General features: G+C 59.5%; 18 protein-coding genes. 7 read left to right on the top strand and 11 right to left on the bottom strand.

The window, feature by feature from the left end; translation table 11 throughout:
• The first annotated feature begins 289 nt into the window (after window positions 1-289).
• The gene (locus A8O26_RS11785) at window positions 290-1,180 is read left to right on the top strand and encodes a site-specific integrase (protein ID WP_064118373.1); all 891 of its coding nucleotides are present in this window, start codon (window positions 290-292) and stop codon (window positions 1,178-1,180) included.
• Here A8O26_RS11785 and A8O26_RS11780 read toward each other — a convergent pair whose 3' ends face one another.
• The 6 genes from A8O26_RS11780 to A8O26_RS11755 form a co-directional block, all read right to left on the bottom strand.
• On the bottom strand, window positions 1,181-2,239 hold the full coding sequence (locus A8O26_RS11780; protein WP_064118145.1) for an ABC transporter ATP-binding protein: 1,059 nt from the start codon (window positions 2,237-2,239) through the stop codon (window positions 1,181-1,183).
• The gene (locus A8O26_RS11775; protein WP_064118144.1) at window positions 2,236-3,834 is read right to left on the bottom strand and encodes an ABC transporter permease; all 1,599 of its coding nucleotides are present in this window, start codon (window positions 3,832-3,834) and stop codon (window positions 2,236-2,238) included. The genes A8O26_RS11780 and A8O26_RS11775 overlap by 4 nt, the downstream gene beginning before the upstream one ends.
• Window positions 3,835-4,848 (bottom strand): iron ABC transporter substrate-binding protein, encoded by a 1,014-nt coding sequence (locus A8O26_RS11770; protein ID WP_064118143.1) that lies wholly within the window; start codon window positions 4,846-4,848, stop codon window positions 3,835-3,837.
• Window positions 4,849-5,072: 224 nt separating this feature from the next.
• Window positions 5,073-6,590: an ArnT family glycosyltransferase gene (locus A8O26_RS11765; RefSeq protein ID WP_064118142.1), complete on the bottom strand. Its 1,518-nt coding sequence runs from the start codon at window positions 6,588-6,590 to the stop codon at window positions 5,073-5,075.
• On the bottom strand, window positions 6,587-8,302 hold the full coding sequence (gene arnT, locus A8O26_RS11760; protein ID WP_064118141.1) for a lipid IV(A) 4-amino-4-deoxy-L-arabinosyltransferase: 1,716 nt from the start codon (window positions 8,300-8,302) through the stop codon (window positions 6,587-6,589). The genes A8O26_RS11765 and arnT overlap by 4 nt, the downstream gene beginning before the upstream one ends.
• Window positions 8,303-8,349: 47 nt before the next feature.
• Window positions 8,350-9,039: a histidine phosphatase family protein gene (locus A8O26_RS11755; RefSeq protein WP_064118140.1), complete on the bottom strand. Its 690-nt coding sequence runs from the start codon at window positions 9,037-9,039 to the stop codon at window positions 8,350-8,352.
• Between the two features lie 327 nt (window positions 9,040-9,366).
• Between A8O26_RS11755 and A8O26_RS11750 the strand changes: the two genes are divergently transcribed.
• Window positions 9,367-10,671: a sensor histidine kinase gene (locus tag A8O26_RS11750; protein WP_064118139.1), complete on the top strand. Its 1,305-nt coding sequence runs from the start codon at window positions 9,367-9,369 to the stop codon at window positions 10,669-10,671.
• Here the strand turns inward: A8O26_RS11750 and A8O26_RS11745 are convergent.
• The 5 genes from A8O26_RS11745 to A8O26_RS11725 all read right to left on the bottom strand — a co-directional run bounded on the left by A8O26_RS11745 (window position 10,629) and on the right by A8O26_RS11725 (window position 16,929).
• Entirely contained in the window at window positions 10,629-11,180 is a 552-nt protein-coding gene (locus A8O26_RS11745) for a PqiC family protein (RefSeq protein WP_064118138.1), read from the bottom strand. The two genes, A8O26_RS11750 and A8O26_RS11745, sit on opposite strands and share 43 nt — an antisense overlap.
• A 16-nt stretch (window positions 11,181-11,196) precedes the next feature.
• Complete coding sequence (locus tag A8O26_RS11740; protein WP_064118137.1) at window positions 11,197-12,852, bottom strand: intermembrane transport protein PqiB; 1,656 nt, start codon at window positions 12,850-12,852, stop codon at window positions 11,197-11,199.
• Between the two features lie 174 nt (window positions 12,853-13,026).
• Window positions 13,027-14,328 (bottom strand): NAD(P)/FAD-dependent oxidoreductase, encoded by a 1,302-nt coding sequence (locus A8O26_RS11735; RefSeq protein WP_064118136.1) that lies wholly within the window; start codon window positions 14,326-14,328, stop codon window positions 13,027-13,029.
• Window positions 14,325-15,413 carry a polyamine ABC transporter substrate-binding protein gene (locus tag A8O26_RS11730; RefSeq protein ID WP_064118135.1) on the bottom strand — a complete coding sequence of 363 codons (1,089 nt, stop codon included), beginning with the start codon at window positions 15,411-15,413 and terminating at the stop codon, window positions 14,325-14,327. Before A8O26_RS11730 ends, A8O26_RS11735 begins: the two co-directional genes overlap by 4 nt.
• Window positions 15,414-15,570: 157 nt before the next feature.
• On the bottom strand, window positions 15,571-16,929 hold the full coding sequence (locus tag A8O26_RS11725; protein WP_064118134.1) for a glutamine synthetase family protein: 1,359 nt from the start codon (window positions 16,927-16,929) through the stop codon (window positions 15,571-15,573).
• Window positions 16,930-17,091: 162 nt separating this feature from the next.
• Between A8O26_RS11725 and A8O26_RS11720 the strand changes: the two genes are divergently transcribed.
• The 5 genes from A8O26_RS11720 to A8O26_RS11700 all read left to right on the top strand — a co-directional run bounded on the left by A8O26_RS11720 (window position 17,092) and on the right by A8O26_RS11700 (window position 22,098).
• Complete coding sequence (locus A8O26_RS11720; protein ID WP_064118133.1) at window positions 17,092-17,997, top strand: helix-turn-helix domain-containing protein; 906 nt, start codon at window positions 17,092-17,094, stop codon at window positions 17,995-17,997.
• A 244-nt stretch (window positions 17,998-18,241) separates the two neighbouring features.
• Window positions 18,242-19,441: an alpha-xenorhabdolysin family binary toxin subunit A gene (locus tag A8O26_RS11715; RefSeq protein WP_064118132.1), complete on the top strand. Its 1,200-nt coding sequence runs from the start codon at window positions 18,242-18,244 to the stop codon at window positions 19,439-19,441.
• A gap of 27 nt (window positions 19,442-19,468) precedes the next feature.
• Window positions 19,469-20,512, top strand: a complete 1,044-nt coding sequence (locus tag A8O26_RS11710; protein ID WP_064118131.1) for an alpha-xenorhabdolysin family binary toxin subunit B — start codon at window positions 19,469-19,471, stop codon at window positions 20,510-20,512.
• Window positions 20,513-20,641: 129 nt separating this feature from the next.
• A complete protein-coding gene (locus A8O26_RS11705; RefSeq protein ID WP_064118130.1) occupies window positions 20,642-21,151 on the top strand; it encodes a sigma-70 family RNA polymerase sigma factor in 510 nt (169 codons plus the stop codon).
• Complete coding sequence (locus A8O26_RS11700) at window positions 21,151-22,098, top strand: FecR domain-containing protein (protein WP_064118129.1); 948 nt, start codon at window positions 21,151-21,153, stop codon at window positions 22,096-22,098. Before A8O26_RS11705 ends, A8O26_RS11700 begins: the two co-directional genes overlap by 1 nt.
• The last annotated feature ends 66 nt before the right edge of the window (window positions 22,099-22,164 follow it).

Raw genomic sequence — 22,164 nt, 5'->3', positions numbered from 1 at the left:
GGCAGTTTGGACGGCGCCGACACGGGATCTGTTGGAATTAAGGTTATGCCCGTTTTTGTGAAAGGAACATGAAAAACCGGTTGGCGAATCGTTTATCTGAAGCTCATACAGCCACTGTTCAGACTTCTACCGCTTATCGTCATTTTTAGTAGAAAAGTCCTACAGAAGTGTCCCTCTTATACTGGGAATGTTGCAGTTATTAGTTGTTGTGTTGAATTGCTTTTACTCAAGGCCTTTACGTTTGACTGACTTGTCCGTTGTACCGCTGCAAACCCGCCCAACCAATCCGATGACCCTGTATCTGGCGCGCCTGGCACCCTCGAGCCAGCTGACCATGCGCTACGTTTTGCAGGATGCGGCCGACCGTCTCGGCTTTGAAGACATGAATGTCGAGGATATTCCCTGGCACGCGTTACAACCTGAGGATGTTGTCGCCCTGGTCGCTGCTTTGCGCGAAGACAACTACGCGCCGAACACTTCTTCGCTGTATGTAAATGCCGTGCGTGGGGTGATGAATGAAGCGTGGCGGATGAGTTTGATCAGCCAGGATCATCTTTTGAAGATGCGTTCAGTCAAAGGCATCGCCGGCACGCGGTTGTCTCAGGGGCGCAACTTGAAGCGCACCTTGATTCACGAATTGATGGAAGTCTGCGCCGCCGATCCACGCCCTCAAGGCCTGCGTGACGCGGCGGTGATTGCGTTGTTGTACGGCACCGGCATGCGTAAATCGGAGTCGGTGGACCTGGACTTGAAGCAGGTCGACTTCACTGAGCGCAGCCTGACCGTTACCGGCAAGGGCAATAAACAACTGATCAAGTACGCCCCGGCGTGGGCGTTCGCCAAACTCGACGCGTGGCTGGAACTGCGCCGTTCGCAGCTCAAGGAAGGCGAGAGCGATGATGCCTTTCTGTTCAATCGCATCCGGCGCGGCAGCCACATCACCCGCGAGCGCATCACCAAACACGCGATTTACTACATCGCCCGCCAGCGCGGCACGCAGGTCGGGGTGAAGATCATGCCTCATGATTTCCGCCGTTCGTTCATCACCCGGGTGATCGAGGAACATGACCTGTCGATCGCGCAGAAGCTGGCGCACCACAGCAACATCCAGACCACCGCCAACTACGATGTGCGCGATGACAACGAGCGGCGGCGGGCGGTGGATCGCTTCGATCTGTGATCAGGACGTCGCGAATACGTGGGCCGCACCGAGCACCGATAACTGCACGTCGCTGCCAGCGGGCGGCGCGTGCATGCCGGAGCTGCGCACCAGCAGCGACCGCCCGGGATTCTGATTGACCGCTGAGCGCAGCTCGACGGTGAGGGTGCAGGTGTTGCCGGCAAAATCGCGTTCGGTGACCACGGCACGACAGCCTTGGGTGCCGAGCACGGCGCCGGATAACTGCAACTGTTCGGGCCTGAGCATGATCTGCGCATTGCCGATGAAACCGTTGCTGTTGACCGGCACCGGACCGAGATCGCAGTGGGCCAGACCCGATTCGATGCGCGCCGGCATCACCACGGCTTCGCCGAGAAAATGCGCGGTCTGTTCATCGTGGGGAAAGCGGTAAAGGTCCATCGGGTGCCCGGACTGCACCAGCCGCCCGCCGCGCATCACCGCCAACTGATCGGCGAATGACAACGCTTCGCCTTGATCGTGGGTCACCAGAATCGTCGTGACACCGGCGTCCTCCAACAAACGCGCAACCATTTTGCGCATGGCGCTGCGCAGGCCGGTGTCAAGGGCGGAAAACGGCTCATCCAGCAACATCAGGCGCGGCTGTTGTGCGAGTGCCCGGGCGAGAGAGACCCGTTGCTGCTGGCCGCCGGACAGTTCATGCGGCCAACGGGTGGCCATGTTCGCGTCCAACGAAACACTGTCCATTAGTTGCTGGATGCGCTCGGTGCGCGCTGCACCGGTCAACGCCAGGCCAAAACCGATGTTGGCGGCGACGGTCATGTGCGGGAACAGCGCGCCATCCTGCGGCACGTAACCGATCTGCCGTTGGTACGCGGGCACGGCGTGACTGCTGTCAACCAGCACCTGACCGTTGAGGGTCAGGCTGCCGGCATCGGGGAATTCGAAACCGGCGATCATCCGCAGCAGTGTGGTTTTGCCCGAGCCGGACGGGCCGACAATCACCGTGCGGCTGCCGGTCGGCACTGACAGACAGATGTCATCCAGCGCTTTCTGCGCGCCAAAGGATTTATTCAGGGAAATCAGTTCGAGTGCATTCATCGGCCAGCGGTGCGCCTGGATTGGTGGTAGAGGATGGCCGTCAGTGGCAGCGAAAGCAGCACCATCAGCAAGGCGTAAGGCGCTGCGGCGGCGTAATCGATTTCGCTGGTCATGGCCCAGAAACCGGTGGCCAACGTGCGGGTGCCGTTGGGTGCGAGCAGCAAGGTCGCGGTCAATTCATTGGTAATCGCCAGAAACACCAGTGCGGCACCGGCAGCAGCGCCCGGTGCCGCGAGACGCAAAGTAATCAGCCACAAGGCGCGCAACGGCGAACGGCCGAGGCTTTGCGCGATGTTCTCCAGCTCGACCGGTGCCTGGGCGAAACCGGCGCGCAGGCTGACCAAGGCACGCGGCAGAAACATCAGCAGATAGGCAAGCAGCACGGTAAGGGTGGTCTGGTAGATCGGCCGGGCGAAATGGATGGTCACGGTGACCAGTGCCAGTGCCACGACAATCCCCGGCAGGGAACTGGTGATGTAGTTGCAACCTTCGAGCAGGCGCTGCAATTTGCCCGGCGCGCGGATCGACAGCCAGGCAATCGGAATCGCCGCCAGACTGGTCAACAGCGCACCGGCAACGCCCAACGACAGGGTTTGCAGCAGCGCCGGCAGCAATTCATCACCGCCCCAAACGTCCCAGCCGCCGGCAATCAACCATCGACCTAATGTCAGTAACGGCACGCCGAGCGCGAGCACGCAGGTCAGCATCTGCAGGCTCAGGCCGAGGATGACGCTGCCGCGCCCCAATAACACCGTGCGTTGTTCACGCGCACTGCCGGAACCGACGCGAGCGTAACGCGCCTTGCCCCGAGCGGCGGATTCGACGGTCAGCATCGCCAGACAACACAACGCCAGAACACCCGCCAGCATGTTCGCCGCCGGGCCGTTAAAGGTTGATTTGAACTGGTCGAAAATCGCCGTGGTGAAGGTGTCGAAACGAATCATCGCGTAGAGGCCGTACTCGGCCAGCAGGTGCAGCCCGACCAGCAACGCGCCGCCACAAATGGCCAGACGCAGTTGCGGCAGCACTACCCGCCAGAACACCGCCCAAGGCTTGAGGCCAAGGGATTCGGCAACGTCCTCAATCGCCGGATCGAGACGGCGCAACGTCGCCGCAACCGGCAGGTAAAGAAACGGGAAATAAGCGATCACCGACACCAGCACGCCGGCGGGCAATCCGTGAATCGACGGAATCAGGCTGACCCACGCATAGCTGTGAACGAATGCCGGCACCGCCAGCGGCGCCACGGCCAGCAATGACCACAGGCGTCGACCGGGCAGATTAGTGCGCTCGGTCAGCCAGGCCAATGCAGTGCCAAGCACAATGCACAGCGGCAAGGTGATCAACACCAGCAGCACGGTGTTGATCAGCAGTTCCGCGACCCGTGGGCGAAACACCAGGGTCTCGATGGTTGCCCAACCGGTGGCCCATGACACGCCGAGGACAAACGCGATCGGCAGCAACGACAACAATGAAACGCCGATCGCCAGCGCGACCACCCATGAGCCCCCGCGACCGCTGAGGGCGCGGGGTTTAAGCCTGAGGCTGGCGGAGGAGGCCGCTGCGACCTGCGCCGGTAGGGTTTCGGGAAGCACTTAGAGGATTCCGGCCTGGGTCATCAGCTCAACGGCTTTTTTGCTGTCGAGCTTCGACGCATCGACTTTTGGCGCATCGAGATCCTTCAGTGGCGTCAGTGTCGGGTTGGACGGTGCGTCCTTGCCCACGGCGTATTCAAACGAGGTGCCGCTGTGGAGAATCTCCTGGCCTTCTTTGCCGGTGATGTATTTGACGAACTTCTGCGCTTCCTCCTGATGTTTGCTGGAGGCCAGCACGCCTGCGCCGGAGGTGCTGACAAACGCGCCCGGATCCTGATGCTTGAAGTAATAAAGCTTGGTGTTCTTGCTGTTTTCGCCGGTCTTGGACTGATCGACGAAGCTGTAATAGTGGTAGATCACGCCGCTGTCGATCTGCCCGGCGTTGACCGCTTTGAGCACCGCGCTGTTGCCACGATACACGGTGGCGTTGGTTTTCATGCCTTTGAGCCAGTCGAGTGTGGCGGCTTCGCCTTTCTGCTCGAGCACGGCGGCGACGATGGCCTGGAAGTCCGCGCCGGCCGGTGAGGCGGCCCAGCGTCCTTTCCACTCCGGTTTGGCCAGATCAAGGAGGGATTTGGGCAAGTCTTTCTCAGCCAGCTTCGCCGGGTTGTAAACGAACACCGTGGAACGCGCGGCGATGCCGATCCATTGGCCGTGGGCCGGGCGATACGCCGCATCGACTTGTTCCAGCGTCGCCGGCGCAATGGGCGCGAACAGCTTGGCGTTGTCGACCAGCACCATCGCCGGGGAGTTTTCCGTGAGGAACACATCGGCCGGCGAGGACGCACCTTCTTGCACGAGTTGATTGCCCATCTCGGTGTCGTCGCCGTTGCGAATGGTCACTGGAATACCGGTCTCTTCGGTGAAACCGGCCACCCAGGCTTTGGTCAGGCTTTCATGCTGGGCGTTGTAGACCAGCAGGCCAACGCTGTCAGCGGCAAACGCCTGACCGGCACTGAGCAGGGCGGTGGCCAGCAATGCGCGTTTCAAAAAGGACGGGGCCTTTGGATTCATAACGGTAACGCTCCTGATTTTTTAGACGTTATGGGCAGACACTCGCGGGCAGACTTCAATGCGAATGATTTGCAGATATTCAGCCGCAGGCAATGTAGTGAGGCAAATGAGAAAAAAACGTCAAACACACCGTTAATACATGTCATTGCCATTCAGATTAGCAGCGACTCGCTGACGCACGATTGCCGTGCGTCATCCTGCGTCATAGATAATCAGGAGCGTGTTCAGGAGGGGTTGGGCAGGTAGGCGACGCTTTGGTCCTGGCGGCCGTGGAAAACCTGTTCGCCCCGCGTCGGCGTGGTGGTGATGACCCGGTGATCGGCGCGCAGGTAATCGAGTGGCAACGGATCGCCATTGCGGTACTGGGCCACGATGATCGTGCGCAGCGGATCGAAGTGTTGGCCGCTGCTGCGCTCAAGCCAGGCCCATAGCGCCGTACTGTCGCCGGTGCGCGGGAAGTCTGCGGTTTCTGGCACGTAATAGAAGGGCGCACCGCCGGTTTGCAGGTACATCGGCACTTTGTTGTCGACTTCGACCATGACCATTCGCCACTGATTCAGCGGTGCCTGTTGGCTCGCTTGTTCACGCACGTTCTCGCCGAAACGGATCACGCCACCAGCGCTGTTGGTCCACGGGTAGAGGATGCCGAGCACAGCGACCATGACCACAGTGGCGATGGCAAAACCGATGTGCAAGCCACGCCCTGCGAGGTTGCGCGTCGCCATTCGCCGAGTGATCCACCACGCCCCGAGCAATTGCGCGAACGGCACCAGTGGCAACACGTAATAGCTGCGACGGCTGCCGCTGGCGGTGAAGAAGATCAACAACAGGGCCAACCCCTGAATCAACCAACGGGTGTTTGGCTCGATGTTGCGCCAGTGACGCAGCGCCACCCACAGGGCAATGATCCAGCACGGCGCCCAAGGCAGGGTGTACACCGGCAGGTACAACAAATACGTATAAATCGGACCGATGTTGTCGAACGGCTGGAAAAACCGCACGACGTTTTCCCGCAGCACCAAGTCCAGGCCACTCTGGCTGAAGTTCGACGCGCCATAGACATGCGACAACAGAAACGGCGCCATGTAGAACGCCCCGGCGATCAGCAGCGCCGCGCACACGCGCAGGTTGAAATGGCGTTTCCAGCGCCCGTCATGCAGTAGATGCGGCAACAACAGCAGCCCCGGCAGGATAAAACCGATCAGCCCCTTGAACAGCGACGTCAACGCCAGTAACCCGAAGAACACCGCATAGCGCCAGAGCCGCGTGTCGTCCGGCCCGCGCCAATACCACCACACCGCTGCGAGGACTCCGCAGACGGTGAGGATGTCGGCCGTGGCGACCCGCGCCCAGAACACGAAATAGAACGTCGTCGCCAGCATCCATCCGGCGATCAGCCCGGTGCCTTTGCGAAACAGTTGCTCGCCCAGTAGATACACCAGCCATACGCTGAACCACGCCGAAACGACCGAGGACAAACGCAGTGACCAAGGCCCCAGCCCACCCGTCAGCCAGGAAGACGCGGTGATCAGCCAGTACGACAGCAAGGGCTTGTCGTAATACGGATCGCCCTTGAGGTACGGATCGAAGTAGTCACCGCTTTGCAGCATCTGCAACGCGATGTTGGCCCAACGGGTTTCCGCCCCCCAGAGTTCGCGACTGCCCAAGCCGAGCAGCAACATCACGGCCGTCGCTGCCAGCAGAAGCCATAACGCCCGGCGTTCTTTAATCGACGCTGTCATGGCTGGCGCCGGGCAAAAATGTAGATGTGCAGATTGCCGCGCTGGTAATGCTTGCCATCCGCCGGCAACCGTTCGATTTCCTCGGCTTCCTGTGTGCTGTTGACGCGCATGACCACCCCCACAGAGCCTTTTTTGCGCGCGTCGGTCATCCATTGGCCGACATCGTCGAGGCCGACTTTGCGTGCCGCCATCGCCGGATCCTCGAGCCCGTATTTAAGCTCGCCGACCGTGTTGAACAGATCCACCTGAGGGCGTTTCAAGCGCCAGGACAATGCCGATGCCGCGCCCAGATCATTGCTCAGCAGCGCAGACGTTTCACTCAGCGCCGGTTGATGCTCGGCAATAAACTGGTCAGGCATCTTGCTGGCAACGATGTGCGCTGGCATTGCCGCAGGCAGCAACGCAATCAGCAAACCGATGCCCAGTGCCGGCATCGCCCACAGCGTCAGCGGCCGCATGATTTGCAGGGCATTGGCGATAATCCAGCCGATCAGCACGATAAACACCAGCGACAGGCTGAACATCTCGGTGTTTTCGTAGATTGCTTTGCTCGCCTGCAGATAGATCAGGGCGATCAAGGCCACGCTGGCCAGCAGCGTGTTGATCACCCCGTTGAGGCGCAACACCCGCGTATTGCGCTGCTGCAGCCACGTCACCACGGTGTAGCCCATCAGCAAGGCCAGCGGAAACAGGCACGGCATGATGTAGGTCGGCAGTTTGCCGCTGCTCAGGCTGAAAAAGATCAGCGGCAAAAGGAACCACAACCCCAGAAACGCGGTTTTCGCTTCGCGCTTTTCACGCCACGTGCGGATCAGTGTCGACGGCAACAACAGCGCCCACGGTAATGTCGAAGCGAACAGCAGCGGCAAGTAGAACCACCATGGCCGGGCATGCTGGGCATCATCGCCAGCGGCAAAACGGCGGATGTGTTCATGCCAGAAGAAGAATCGCCAGAAGTCCGGCTCCCGCACGTGCACGGCCAGCGCCCACGGCACGCTGACCAGCGCGGCGGCCAGCACAGCCACGGGGCCATAACGCAGCAGTTCGCCGAAACGCCGCTGCCAGATCATGTAGGGCAGGGCGATCAGCACTGGTAACAGCAGGGCAAGAAAACCTTTGGTCATCAGGCCCATGCCGCAGGCAGCACCCAACAACGCCCAACTACCGAGACGCGCCTTGGCCGTGGAACTGTCGATGGCAAACCACACCGCCACCAGACTCAGATTGACCCACAAGGTGAACTGCGGATCGAGGTTGGCATAACCTGCCTGGCCGGCGACCAAACCAAAACTCATATACAGCAGGGCACAGGCCGCACTGATGCGCGGGTTGTTCCAGAGCCTGCGGGCTAATAGATAAGCCAGCCAGACACTAATCCCAGTGCTGACGGCCGAAGCGATGCGCACGCCGAACAGGTTGTCACCGAAAATCGCCTGGCCGATGGCGATCATCCAGTAGCCGGCAATCGGTTTCTCGAAGTAACGAATGCCCATGAAGTGCGGCGCGACCCAATTGCCGCTCAGGAGCATTTCCTGGCTGATCTGGCCATAGCGGGTTTCATCGGGAATCCACAGGCCGTGGGTCACCAGCGGCAACAGATAAAACAGCACAAACGCCAGAACGAGTCCGGGGATTGCCCAGCGTTCGATCATCGATGGCGGTTGAAGCAAGTGACGGGCAGCGTGGCGCAACGGTGGATTATCGGACGTCATGACTGGACCTTGATGCGAATTGAAAGTGTCGGGCTAAAACGCTGGAGTCAGTGGCTGTTGTTTAAATGTTCAGGTGTGACGTTTAAAGTTTTCCAGAACGGGGTATTGATAATGCCCAGCACGGTAAGTTGTTTCTGATGATTAATTCGTACAAGTAAGGTGCTGCCGTATTCCGCGGCAATGGCGTGTGGGAAGCCGGTTTGTTTTTCAAAATCACTGATGCAGCCGCTGTGGGTGACCAGCACCAGATTTTGTTGCGCAACTTTGCGCGCGACGATTTCATCGCGAAGCGTCGGGCCACACGTGGCCAGCCAGTCTTCGCTGCTGGCATCGTGGCCGAACATGTAATGCGCGGTTTGCGCCGTGCGGGTCAGTGGGCTGCTCAACACGATCGCCTGCTGCATGCCCAGTTTCACGAAGCCCTGGCCGACCACCTGCGCCGCGGTGCTGCCCACTTCGGTGATGCCATCCGCCGGGCCCAGACAGGTATTGCTCGATCGGTCACACCGTTCGGTGTGTCGCACCAAAGCGACCACTTCACCTGCCTGCCAGGCATTGAGCCATTCGGCCGTGGTGTTGCGTCCGGCATGATCGAGGTCGGTCGGCGAGCGTGGCCACCAGACAAAGCCGCTGACCAGAATGGCCACCGCGACGACGCACGCCAGGGCAATAAACAACCGAAAGCGAGGCGTGCGGCGGTGCCAGGATAAATGTTTTAACTGAAATAATTGCGCCACAATGTTGCCTCTTTAAACGCCGGATAGTTCATTCAGTGCAACGTAAGGGCTTGGGCAGCGAGCAACTTTACGACTGTTTACTTGAATGCAGGCTGAACACTATGTTCAGCCGCGTCGGGGCGCAGTGAAGAACATGTGAAAAAATTGCCAGAAGTTGAGCGGGGTAACTAAAGCGGCTATTTGATAAATAAACTCAAATGCTGTTTTTGTTCCTCAGGGTCTTACCAGGCCTGCACCGTTGCGGTGAAGTTCAGTCCTGTCGAACAACCGTGCAGCGTTGGGCTATGGTTGCCTGACACCGAACCACCACAGGAGCCAGCCGAACGCATGGATTTCAAGCAAAGCCTGACGAAACGGATCGTGATCGTATTTGCCCTGATGAGCGCCTTCGTCGCCGGTGTGTTTGCATTGGGCATCGTCGCGACCGTGCATGTGGTGGAGCGCAAATTGACCACCACCACGCTGAGCGGTGGTCTGCACCGGTTATTGGCGATGGACGACATCAGCCAGTGGAGCCATAAACCGGAAAAAAGCGAGTTGTTCTTTTTCGAGGGCGGGCAAGGACCACTGGCACTGACCCGGCAATTGGCGGCGCTGCCGATCGGCTTTCAGGAAATCAAATTCCATGGTGATGACTTCTATGCCATGGTCGAAGCCGTCGGTGGACGCAAATACGTGCTGCTGCGCGACCAGGAAAGCCTCGAACAACGCGAGCATTTGCTGTTTATCGTGGTGATTGTCGGGTTCATCCTCAGCCTGCTGCTAGCGGTTGTCCTCGGTCGCTTGCTCGCGCGACGGGTCATGGCCCCGGTGATTCGTCTGGCCCGACAAGTGCGCCATCGTGATCAGCTCATCGAAGTGGCGCCGCCCTTGCACCCCGATTACGCCGCCGATGAAGTGGGCGAACTGGCGCTGTCATTCGATCAGACGCTGGGGCGGCTGCGCTCCACTTTGGGGCGGGAGAAACTGTTCACCAGCGACGTCAGTCATGAATTGCGCACGCCATTGATGGTGCTGGCGACGTCCTGCGAGCTGCTGCTGGCCAACCCGTCACTCGACCCGCGTTCAACGGCGCAAGTCAGCCGAATTGCTCGGGCCAGCAACGAAATGCGCCAGTTGGTCGAAACCTTTCTGATGCTGGCGCGCAAGCCTGAAGAAGTCAGCGTGCAATCCACCTGCACACTGAAGGACGTCGCCGATGCGCAGATTGAAGTCTGGGGCTGCTTGATCCGTGAAAAGGGCCTGGAGTTTATTTACGATCCGCAACAGGTCGGCGCGCAGCGCTTTAACCTGACTTTTTTGCAGTCCGTGATGGGCAATCTGTTGCGCAACGCCTGGCACTACACCGACCACGGTTTTGTGCGGCTGACCCTTAACGACAACCGTTTCGTGGTCGAAGACAGCGGCATTGGCATCCCGGAAGAACGACGCCATGCCATGTTCCAACCCTTCGTGCGCGGTGATGAACAGCGCGGAGAAGGGCTCGGCCTGGGGCTCTCATTGGTCCAGCGGATCTGTACCCAACAAGACTGGCAGGTGCAACTCAGCACCCGCGAACCCAACGGCTGTCGTTTTATTGTGACGCTGACTCAGGAGGAGGGCGGACAGCCGCGCGGATTGCCGGCGGCCTGACTGATCAGCGCCGCCAGGCGTTTGACGTTGTTCTGCTGGGCGCTGACCAATTCATCGATGCTCGGCCCTGAGGGCGTTTGCAGCGTCGAGCGACAGGTGACCAGGCCATTGTCGGTATCGCCGAGCGGGCGCAGACGCCACTTCGCATCGATCAAGGCGTACTGCCCCGGAATCGAATCGAAGCGCTGCACGTCGATGCGCACTGAAACATTGCCACGACCGCTGGTATTGCTCAGTTGATCGACCAGCGCACTGCGTAATTCATCGGCCAGGCTGGCGCCCCACCATTGCGTTTCCAGAATCGCCAGGCCGCTGTTGCCTTGGCGGATGACGATTTGTGGGCGATCGACTTGCGGCGGCACACTGATGCCTTCAATCGGGATTTGCGCGCCGGCGCGAGTGCTGCCCAGTTGCACCGGGGTCAGCGTGTGAAAGCTGATCGGGTCGCTGCGGCAGGCACCCAGCAACAGGAACGCAGCGAGCACGGTGATCTTCAGCGGTAAAGCCATGGGTTAGCTCCTGTGCTCAATTGCGTGGCGGTCCTTTCAGGTCCAGCGGTGCCGCGTTGTCGGGACGGCCACGAATCAGCGATTCCGGATGACGGCCCAGGTAGTCCGACAGTTCACGCAGGGAGCGCGACATGCGTCCGAGCTCATCGAGGGTCTCGGTGAGTTTCTCGCGCTGCGGCGAATCTTCAGCCAAGGTCGAGCTGGCGGACTGCAAGGTCTTGCTGACGTCGGCGAGGGTGCTCTGCACGCCCGGCAAGGTCTTCGCGTTGAATTGGCTCAGGCCTTTGCGCAGCTCGACCAGATTGCTGTCGAGGTTGCTGGCGATACGCTCCACTGGCAATGCGTTGATCTTGTTGACCATCGCTTCGAGTTTTTCCTGCAATTGTTCGAGGCTGCCCGGGAGGGTCGGGATGCTGATCGGACGTGCCGTCGGATCGAACGCGACTTTCGGCGCTTTCGGGTAGAAATCCAGCGCGATGTACAACTGGCCGGTGAGCAGGTTGCCGTTACGGGCCTGGGCGCGCAGGCCGTTTTCGATGAAAGTGCCGAGCAGCCGCGCACCAGTGGCTTCGTCGTTTTCGTCGCCATTGAAGGCCTTGAGCATTTTCTGATGCGCCCGACCGAGGCGCTGCGGGTAAATAACGATGCCGACGTTGACCGGGAACGTGCGTTTGACTTCGTCGAAGTCGAGATTGACCGCGACCACCCGACCGATTTCGACGCCGAGGAATTCCACCGGTGCATCGACCTTCAGCCCACGCAAGGCCTGATCGAAACGCAGGCTCAGGTACTGCGCCTTGCCGTTGGGCGGGGCGAGGGCGGCGGTCTGGTCGGCGAACAGTTCGAAGTCTTTGTTTTCCGCCGCGACCGTGTCGTTGGGGCTGTAATCCGGTGCGCGGAAGGCGATGCCGCCCACCAACAGGGTCGACAGGGATTCGGTTTTTACCGCGAAACCATTGGCACCGACGCTGACATCAACGCCACTGGCGTTCCAGAAACGAGTGTTTTCGGTGACGTAGGCGTCATTCGGTGAATGAATGAACACTTCGATGTTGACGCCTTTGCCATCGGGATTCAGTGCATAGGACACCACTTGGCCGACGGGGATCTTGCGGTAGTAAACCGGTGAGCCGATGTCCAGCGAGCCCAGGTCCGAGGTGTGCAAGGAGAAGGTTTTGCCCGGTTCGCCATAGGTGATGGGCGGCGGGTTCTCCAGGCCTTTGAAGGTTTTCGCGCGGTTATTCGCCTCGCCAATGTCGGCACCGATGTAGTCGCCGGACAGCAGCGTATCGATGCCCGAGACGCCACCGGCGCCGATGCGTGGCCGCACCACCCAGAACTGCGAATCTTCACGGGTAAAGCTTTCCGCCTGCTTGGCCAGTTTGATCGTCGCGTTCACGCTTTTGTGATCGTCGGCCAGTTCGACATCCGAGACATGCCCGATGACGACGTTGCGGTATTTGACTTCGGTTTTATTGGCCGTGAGACCGTCACCGGTCTTGAACGTCACGGTGATGGTCGGCCCTTCCTGCATGAGGTTGTGCACCACCAGCGAGATGCCCACCAGCACCGCGACAATCGGCACGATCCAGACCAGTGAAATGCCGAAACGGCGGGTTTTGACTGGGGCTTGGCCTGGCGCTCGCGGCTCGTCGGTGGCTGACGACTTCATCCATGTCCTCCTCGATTGATTGGGCACTGAGCGTCAGGAACGCAAAAGCACCTCATCAATATAGAAGTGCTTGGCGATAGAGCAAATGTGTATAGCTCGCAGACAAGAAACAAATGAGCGCTGAGCGATGTGTGGTGAGGGAGCAAGCTCCCTCGCCACAAGTACGATTTTGCGTCAGCCGAGCATTTCCCGCAGGCGATACCAGAACATGCCCAGTGCCAGCAGCGGTGAACGCAGCGCCGGGCCGCCGGGGAAGGTCATGTGCGGCACGCCGCTGAACACGTCCATGCCTTGGCTGTGGCCGGCGTGAATCGCCTCGCCGAGCAGTTTCGCGCACCAGTGCGTGACGTTCAGGCCATGGCCGGAATAACCCTGCGCGTAGAACACGTTCGGGTGTTGCTTGAGCCGGCCGACCTGCGGGAAACGGTTGGCGGTGATGCCGATCTTGCCGCCCCACTGGTAGTCGATGCGCACGTCAGCCAATTGCGGGAAGACCTTGAGCATCTTCGGCCGCATGTACGCGGCGATGTCCGCCGGATCGCGCCCGGAGTAGTGGCAGGCACCGCCAAACAGCAAGCGCCGATCGGCCGAGAGCCGGTAGTAATCAAGGCCGACTTTCTGGTCGCACACCGCCAGATTCTGCGGGATCAGTTGCGCGGCGCGCGCCTCGGACAACGGTTCGGTGGCGATGATGTAACTGCCGGCCGGCAGGACTTTGCCACTGAGTTGCTGTTCGAGTTCGTCCAGATGCGCATTGCAGCCGAGCACCAGGCTGCCGGCACGCACCGTGCCGTGGGCACAGCGCACTTGCACGGTCGCGCCGTGGATGATTTCCAGCACCTCACTGTGCTCGAAAATCCGTACGCCCAGCGATGCGGCAAGCCGCGCTTCGCCTTGCACCAGATCCAGCGGGTGCAGGTGACCGGAACCCATGTCCAGCAGGCCACCGGCATAGAGGTCGGAATTCACCACTTGCTGGCGGATCTGCTCCGGGCCGATCAATCGGGTTTCGTGGGCGTAACCGAGTTCGCCGAGATCGACCAGCTCATCCTTGAACGCAGCGAACTGCGCGGGGGTATTGGCCAGATCGCAAAAGCCCCAACGCAGGTCGCACTCGATGCCGTTGTCGGCGATGCGCTGACGCACCAGGTCCACCGAGTCGATGCCGGCGCGCTGCAAATAGCGCACGCCTTGCTGACCGACGTATTTGGCGAAACCTTCGACCTCATGGCCGATGCCGCGGATCAACTGACCGCCATTGCGCCCGCTGGCGCCCCAACCAATGCGCCGGGCCTCGATCAACACCACCGAGAGCCCGCGCTGAGCCAGTTCGATAGCGGTGTTGACCCCGGTGAACCCGCCGCCGATCAAACAGACATCGGCGGTCAAGTCACCGTCCACGCGCGGATAAGGTGTGCTCGCCCGCGCTGAAGCGGCGTAATAGGAGCGGGCGTGTTCCTCGGTGTACTGATTCATTTGTTCGACTTCACTTTGCTCCAGGACCGAGTCATCAGACGCATGATCGCTTGAGGCGGGGTGGTAGAGATGTAGAGCTTGTCGAGGACTTCTTGCGGCGGATACACCTCGGGATTGTTGACCAGCGCCGGATCCATGTACTGCTTGGCCGCAGGGTTCGGGTTGGCGTAACCGACCGATGCGCTGACCTTGGCGATCACTTGCGGATCGAGCAGGTAATTAATGAAGGCGTGGGCTTCTTTGGTGTTGCTGGCGTCGGCAGGAATGGCGAGAAGGTCGAACCAGAGGTTGGCGCCTTCTTTCGGAATGGCGTAGGCGATGTTCACGCCGTTCTTGGCTTCCTTGGCGCGGTTGGCCGCCTGGAACACATCGCCGGAATAACCGAACGCCACACAGATATCGCCGTTGGCCAGGTCCGAGACGTATTTCGAGGAATGGAAATAGGTGATGTACGGACGGATGCTCAGCAGTTTCGCTTCAGCCTTTTTATAGTCTTCGGGGTTTTCGCTGCGCGGGTCCATGCCCATGTAATTGAGCACGGCGGGGAAGACTTCGTCGGCAGAGTCCATCATCGACACGCCGCACTGGGTGAGTTTTTTCAGGTTCTCGGGTTCGAACAGCACGGCCCAGGAATCGATGTGGTCGATGCCCAGCACTTGCTTGACCTTGTCGACGTTGTAACCGATGCCGTTGGTGCCCCACAGGTACGGCACCGAATGCTGGTTGCCCGGGTCGTTTTTCTCCAGCAGTTCGAGCAGTTTCGGGTCGAGGTTTTTGAAGTTCGGCAGTTGCGCGCGATCCAGTTTGAGGAACGCCCCGGCCTTCACCTGGCGAGCGAGGAAGTGGTTGGACGGCACCACCACGTCGTAACCGGTGCGACCGGCGAGGAGCTTGCCTTCAAGGGTTTCGTTGGAGTCGAAAACGTCGTAGATCACCTTGATCCCGGTTTTGCTCTGGAAGTCGGCGAGGGTGGTTTCACCGATGTAATCGGTCCAGTTGTAGACGCTGACCTGGGGTTGGGCTTGGGCTCCGATGCTGCACATCAGGGCCAGAGCGGCGGGAACCATGGTTTTCAACAGACGCATATCTACACCTCTTAAATTGTTGGATTTTTCAGGTGGTTCGCTATTCCCCTTGTGGGAGCGAGCCTGCTCGCGAAGGCGGAGTGTCAGGCGACATCAGTTGTGACTGAGTGACCGCTTTCGCGAGCAAGCTCGCTCCCACAGGGGTAAGTGTTGTGTTTCAGACGCTGAGCATCAGGAACTCACGCTCCCACGAGCTGATCACGCGCTTGAAGTTTTCATGCTCGGCACGTTTCACCGCGACGTAGCCACGCACGAACTTGTCGCCGAGGTAATGCGCGACGGTCTCGCACTCTTCCATCTGCGTCAGCGCTTCTTCGATGGTGATCGGCAGGCGCAGATTGCGCCGTTCGTAAGCGCGGCCCTGGACCGCAGCGCTCGGCTCGATGCCTTCGACCATGCCGATGTAACCGCAGAGCAGACTCGCCGCGATGGCCAGATACGGGTTGGCATCGGCGCCCGGCAAACGGTTTTCCACGCGCATCGCCTCAGGGCTGGAAGTCGGTACACGCAGGCCGACGGTGCGGTTTTCTTCGCCCCATTCGACGTTGACCGGTGCCGAGGTGTCCGGCAGGAAGCGGCGGAACGAGTTGACGTTGGGCGCGAACATCGGCAGCACTTTCGGGATGTACTTCTGCAAACCGCCAATGTAGTGCAGGAACAGTTCACTCATCTGCCCGTCAGCGTTGGCAAAGATCGGTTTGCCAGTGGCGATGTCCACCACGCTCTGGTGAATGTGCATGGCGCTGCCCGGCTCATCGCCGATCGGCTTGGCCATGAACGTCGCGGCAACGTTGTGCTTGAGTGCGGCCTCACGCATGGTGCGTTTGAACACGGTGATCTGGTCAGCCAAGTCCAATGCGTCGCCGTGACGGAAGTTGATTTCCATCTGCGCCGGGCCGTCTTCGTGGATCAGCGTGTCGAGGTCCAGACCTTGCAGTTCGCACCAGTCGTAGACGTCTTCGAACAACGGATCGAATTCGTTGGCCGCATCAATGGAAAACGACTGACGACCGCTTTCCGCGCGGCCCGAGCGGCCCAGCGGTGCCTTCAGCGGCAAGTCCGGGTCTTCGCAGCGTTGGGTCAGGTAGAACTCCATTTCCGGCGCAACGATCGGCTTCCAGCCTTTGTCGGTATAGAGCTGCAAGACTTTCTTCAGCACGTTGCGCGGCGACAGTTCGATCGGGTTGCCAAACTTGTCGAAGGTGTCGTGGATGACGATGGCGGTCGGCTCGATCGCCCATGGAATCACATAGACCGCGTCAGCCACGGGCTTGCAGACCATGTCGATATCGGCAGGATCGAGCAGGTCGTAGTAGATGTCGTCGTCGACAAAATCCCCGGTTACCGTTTGCAGCAGCACACTTTCCGGCAGACGCATGCCTCGCTCATGCAGGAACTTGTTGGTCGGTGCGATCTTGCCGCGGGCGATGCCGGTCAGGTCGCTGACCACACATTCGACTTCGGTAATCTTGTGATCTTTCAGCCACGTGAACAGCTGATCGAAAGGGGCATTCATAAAGACCTCGTTATTGGTTTTATAGACGCCGGGGAGGGCGGGTTTCATCTTCCGCCCCTTCCCCTGTGGCGCGTTGACGACTATCTTGGGCGAGCCTTGCAGTTCCATCTATCCACTTTAAGCAGCACCAAAGCGCACCAAAAGAGTGCGCAAGGTCACCCCATGACAACGCGCAATTCGCTCCAGGTTCAAGCGTTCAACACCGCCGATGTGGCCGAGCAAGTCCGTGCCACACCGGGCTGGGTTCAGCATTACCAACAGATGTCGCCGGGCCATTTCGCCGGGCAGATCCGGTATCTGGATCTGCAGGGTGTCGAGGTCTATGAAGAGCAGATGAACACCCGCGTCGAGCAGAATTTCAGCGCGCCATCGGGTGCCTTGGCGTTCTGTTTCGATCGCAGTGACAACGCGCTTTATTTGCTCAATGAAGACAGCCGCAACATCTGGATCACCCCGGAGAACTACCAGGAAATCGCGGTGGTGTTCGGCCCGGAATTCGTTCGCCAGCACGGTCTCGATGTGGCGAAACTCGAAGGCCTGTTCATGGCGCCGCTCAACGGCGGGCAGAATGCGTTGTTCAGTCGCTGGTTAAGCTCAACTCTCACGAAGTTGACGCAAGCTATTGATAATCCTAGTAAAGAGGCGCTGACTCAGCAGTTGCTCGAGGACTGTCTGTTCATCCTCGATAACGCGCGCACAAGCCTGGACAGCGGGGGCCTGCAGCGGCGCACCGAAGAGCGGACGATCATGAAACGTGTCGGCGAATGGGCCGCCGACTCACCGGAAGACACCCTCAACCTGCTCGAACTTTCCCACGTTGCCGGCGTGCCGTTGCGTCAATTACAGCAGGCCTTCAAGGCCTACACCGGGATGACCCCGAGCCACTGGTTGCGCCTGCGCCGGCTGAACAGTGCGCGGCGCGAATTGCTCAAGCGCCGGCCAAGCGAAACCACGGTTGCCGAGGTGGCGATGCACTGGTCGTTCTGGCATTTGGGGCGGTTTTCCAGCAGCTACCGGGCGCTGTTCGATGAGCTGCCGAGTGAAACGCTCAAGCGCGCACAGAAGTAAACGCGCTGGCAGCGTGTTGAGTGGCTGACGGAAGCGCTTGTAGTCCCTCGTCGCAGGACATTTCCGATAGGTGTGGCGTGATATTTCAGAATTAACCATCCTTGATGATTAAATTCTTATAAATCATAGCCATGGCTAGTTTATTTTATGTTGTTTGACTCCTTGGAGTTGTCGAAAAACGCCATCTAGCTTTCAGCTGGCCGATGCAACGGTGCGTCGGCTTTCAAGCATTGAGGCGATCCAGATGGCTGTTCCATTGAATGAAACGCAAAGCAGCAACAACCTTCCCCAGGCAGTCCTTCATCTGATTTCCGGGCAGTATCCAGGCGTTGCGCGCGACGCCGGTGTACTGACCAAAGAAGATGTGATCAAGATCAAACAGTACGTGAAGAAAGGCCTGTCTCTGCCCGGCGAGTTGCCGGAAGTCGAGGCCTATCTCAAGTACAAGAAAATCGATGTTGCCGGTCTTGAGCCGTCCGACATCCAGGTCCTGTTCAAGAAAATCCGCATCCATGCGGCCGGTTGGGACGCCGTCGAAAGCAAGATCATCCAGCAAAGCATCGATCTTGCTTCGGCCGCCAAGAACATTGTCAGCAGTGGCGGCGAGATCATTTCGGTGATCAAGGAAATGCCCATCATGGATCGCGTCCGAACCACGCTCGGGCAGATGTCCGGCAACGATCTGGCCGGCATCCAGTACACCGCCGATGATAGCGAAGTCGCCTCGGCGGTCACCGAGATCATCAAACTGATGCGTGTTGATATTCAACGTCAGCAAGGCGCGACCCAGGAACTCAAGGACCGCATCTCCAACTTCAAGATCGAACTGTCTGGCGGCGACCTGTCGAACGGCAAACGGGTGTTCGGCCTGCAATCCGAAGTGAAGGGCAAGTACGACCTGATGGAGCGCCACAACCTGGTCGAATCCATCGCCAGCAGCAAGCAAACGATCAAAGACAAGAAAGCCCGGATCACTCAACTGGACAAGGACTACGACTATTACGTCGGCATGTCTTTTTCCGGAGGATTGCCGATTTTCTGGCCGATTTCCGGCTCGATCTTCGGCCCCAAGGCCGAGTCCGCGCGCAAGGAACGCAACGCGCTGAAAAGCGAAGTCGATGCTCTGGAAGAGGCAGTCAGCGGCCGCGAGAACCTGCAAAACGCGATCGAGAGCTCGATGTCGAACTTCGGTGATATCGGCATCCGCATGGCCGGGGCCGAAGCGGCGCTGAATATTCTCAATACCTTGTGGCAAACCATCCTGAGCAAGGTCGACGCCTCGGCACAGCAGTTCGAGCGCATCGACGATGCCTTGCGCCTGACCTCGTTTGTCGCGGAGTTCGCGCTGGTGATCGATCCATGGCGTGACGTGAAAAACACGGCGGGGGAGTTGGTGGCGACGTTCAACGACGCCCTGGAAGAATACAAAAAGAGCTTCCACTGATTGCCGACTGACTCAAGGAGAATTGCCATGAACGGCGTGACATCTATCACTACCCAGCACATTCCAGCGTTCGACGTCAGAAAGATCGTGCAGACCATTCGCGATATTTCCCGGCTGGCGCGTTTCCGACATGAGCACGACGACGTCCTGCAAGAACGCGCACAACACGTCAGCGCTTATCTGAACAACACCGATCAAGCCCTGCGCGAATCGCTGCCGGTGCTGCTGACGGCATTGAACAATGCCTCGGGCGACAGCCACTTCGCAGCGCTTGCCGAGTTGCGCGAAGCGTTGGGCAGGAAGGATCTGAACAACCAAGAGCGCGAGATGATCAGCGCCGAGATTCAAAACCTCAAAAGCAATATCGAAGCGATGCTGGCGCGCGTTGAGGTGCGGTTCGTCGAGTGCGCGCAGCGTCTGGAAGACGACGTGTGCAGCGTTTACAAAGTTGAAATCGACGCGCGTGCGGATGAGCCATTGAACGTGGCCAAGAGCCGCAAAGTGCGGATTCTGCAGCAACTCAATGATCATGGGCGCAACAAGGCTACGTGCGAGGAACAACGCAACGCGCTGATCAAGGCACAGGACGTGATCCGCGAGTTCAACCTGGCCGATCTGTATAAAAACTACATTCCGTCCGCTGAAGCGCTGAACAGCATCGACATGGCGAACCCGAAGAAAGAGGCCGTGAAGCAGGGAATCGAGCTGGTGCGCAAAATTCTGGGCGTTGTCTCCGACGGCATCAAGTACAGCGAACTGGCGACCTCACGTAACCATCTCGACAAGGAAATCGAGAGCATCACGCAGTCAGTGGCTGCGTTGAACAATGAGCTGCAAGCGGCCGAGGATGTCCTCGCCGACGCTGTCGCGGTGGTCGACATCAGCCGCTTGCGCAGGGTCGCCGGGGAGGAGGTGATGGCGATCGCCAATGTCTGGAAAGGCTTTGCCATGGCGCTTGAACGTCTGCACGGCGGCGACTACACGCCAAATGATCTGGGCATGCTGTTGAAGCGTTATCACGCCCATCTGGAAGGGCTGAGCAGTGACTACAACGCCGTCATGATCGGCTGAGGGGAGGGCGCGGCCAGCTTCCGGCTGACCGCGCCCGGATGGCCTGTCGACAATAAAAGACCTTGTATCGCGAATGAACTTAATTAGAATCAGTCTCATTTGAATTCTTATCGCGCGGGTTTTCTTGACATGATTGAAGCAGTGGCGCCCTCGGAGCAGAGCCTGCATGACCTGTATCGCGATCATCGCGGCTGGCTGGAAACCTGGCTGCGTCGGCGTATGGGCAACGCGTGGGATGCGGCGGACCTGAGTCAGGACACCTTCCTGCGCGTACTCTGCAGTGCGCAACCGATCGCCGACATGCGCGAGCCGCGTGCGTATCTGTTGACGGTGGGCAAACGCCTGCTGAGCAACTTTTACACCCGCCGCAGTCTGGAAAAAGCCTACCTTGAAGCCCTCGCTCAGTTGCCCGAAGAATGCGTGCCGTCGCCCGAGCAACGTTGGGTGTTGCTGGAAACCCTGCAAGCGCTGGATGAACTGCTCGATGGTTTGCCGCGAGCGGTGCGTCGGGCATTTCTCTTGAGTCAGCTCGAAGGCCTCGGGTACCGTGAAATCGCCGAACGCTTGCAGGTCTCGGAGCGCACCATAAAACGTTATATGGCGCAGGCTTACGAGCATTGCTTGATGTTGGATCTATGATGCGTATCGCGCCCGGCACCGAAGCGCGTGACGTCGCCCATGCCGCCGCACAGTGGTTGGCATTGCTCGAATCCGGCGAGGCCAGTGAAGCCGATCATCTGCGACTCAAGCACTGGCGCGACAGCGATAGCCGCCATGAAAACGCTTGGCAGAAGATTCAACTGCTGCGCCAGCGCTTTGCCAGTCTGCCGACAGAATTGGCCATGGCCACACTCGATCGCCCGGATCTGGCGCGGCGCGCGGCATTGAAAAGGGCGCTGGGTCTGGCGGCTTTGGTGCCTGCGGCGTGGTTGATCAGTCGCCAGTTGCCGCTCGACGTCTGGCGCGCGGATTTGCAGACGTCCACCGGCGAGCACACGCGAACACGGTTGGCTGACGGCAGCACCTTGCAACTGAACACCGCCAGTGCGGTGAACGTCGATCTGACCCGCCATCAGTTGACGTTGGTGCGCGGCGAAATGGCGCTCAGTGTTCCAGGTAGCACGGCGTTGACGGTCAACGCGCCGTACGGGCGGATCATCGTCAGTCGCAGCGAGGTGTGCGTGCGCCTCAATGCGCGTGACTGCACTGTTTCGGTCGTCAGCGGTACGGTGCAATTGCAGCCGTTGCACGGGCCAGCGCTGGTGGTGAATCAAGGGCAGCAGGTCAGCCTGCAAGCGTCTGGCGCAGGAACCGTTACCGCTTTCGATACATTGATGCCGGGTTGGCGTGACGGTGTGTTGATGGCGCAGAACCAGCCGTTGGGGGATTTCCTGCGCGAGTTGAGCCGTTATCGCTCGGGTCTTCTGCGCTGGGAGCCGACACTTGAAAGTCTGCGTGTCACCGGCAGTTTCCGCCTCGACGACACCGATAAAGTGCTGGCCCTGCTGGCGGCGAGCCTGTCGTTGGAGGTGCATTCGCGCACGCGTTTCTGGGTAACACTGACGCCGCGAAAAAATATCGTCTGAAGCCTGTCCCTTTTTTTCGCCTCGCCGGTCATTGCAGGTAAGTGAACAAAATCGAGAGCTTCTTCC

This window comes from Pseudomonas fluorescens, from assembly GCF_001648775.1.
GTDB classification, from domain to species: Bacteria; Pseudomonadota; Gammaproteobacteria; order Pseudomonadales; family Pseudomonadaceae; genus Aquipseudomonas; species Aquipseudomonas fluorescens_M.
The sequence above is the reverse complement of the archived record's forward strand: the minus strand, read 5'-3'. Positions and strand labels throughout refer to the sequence as shown.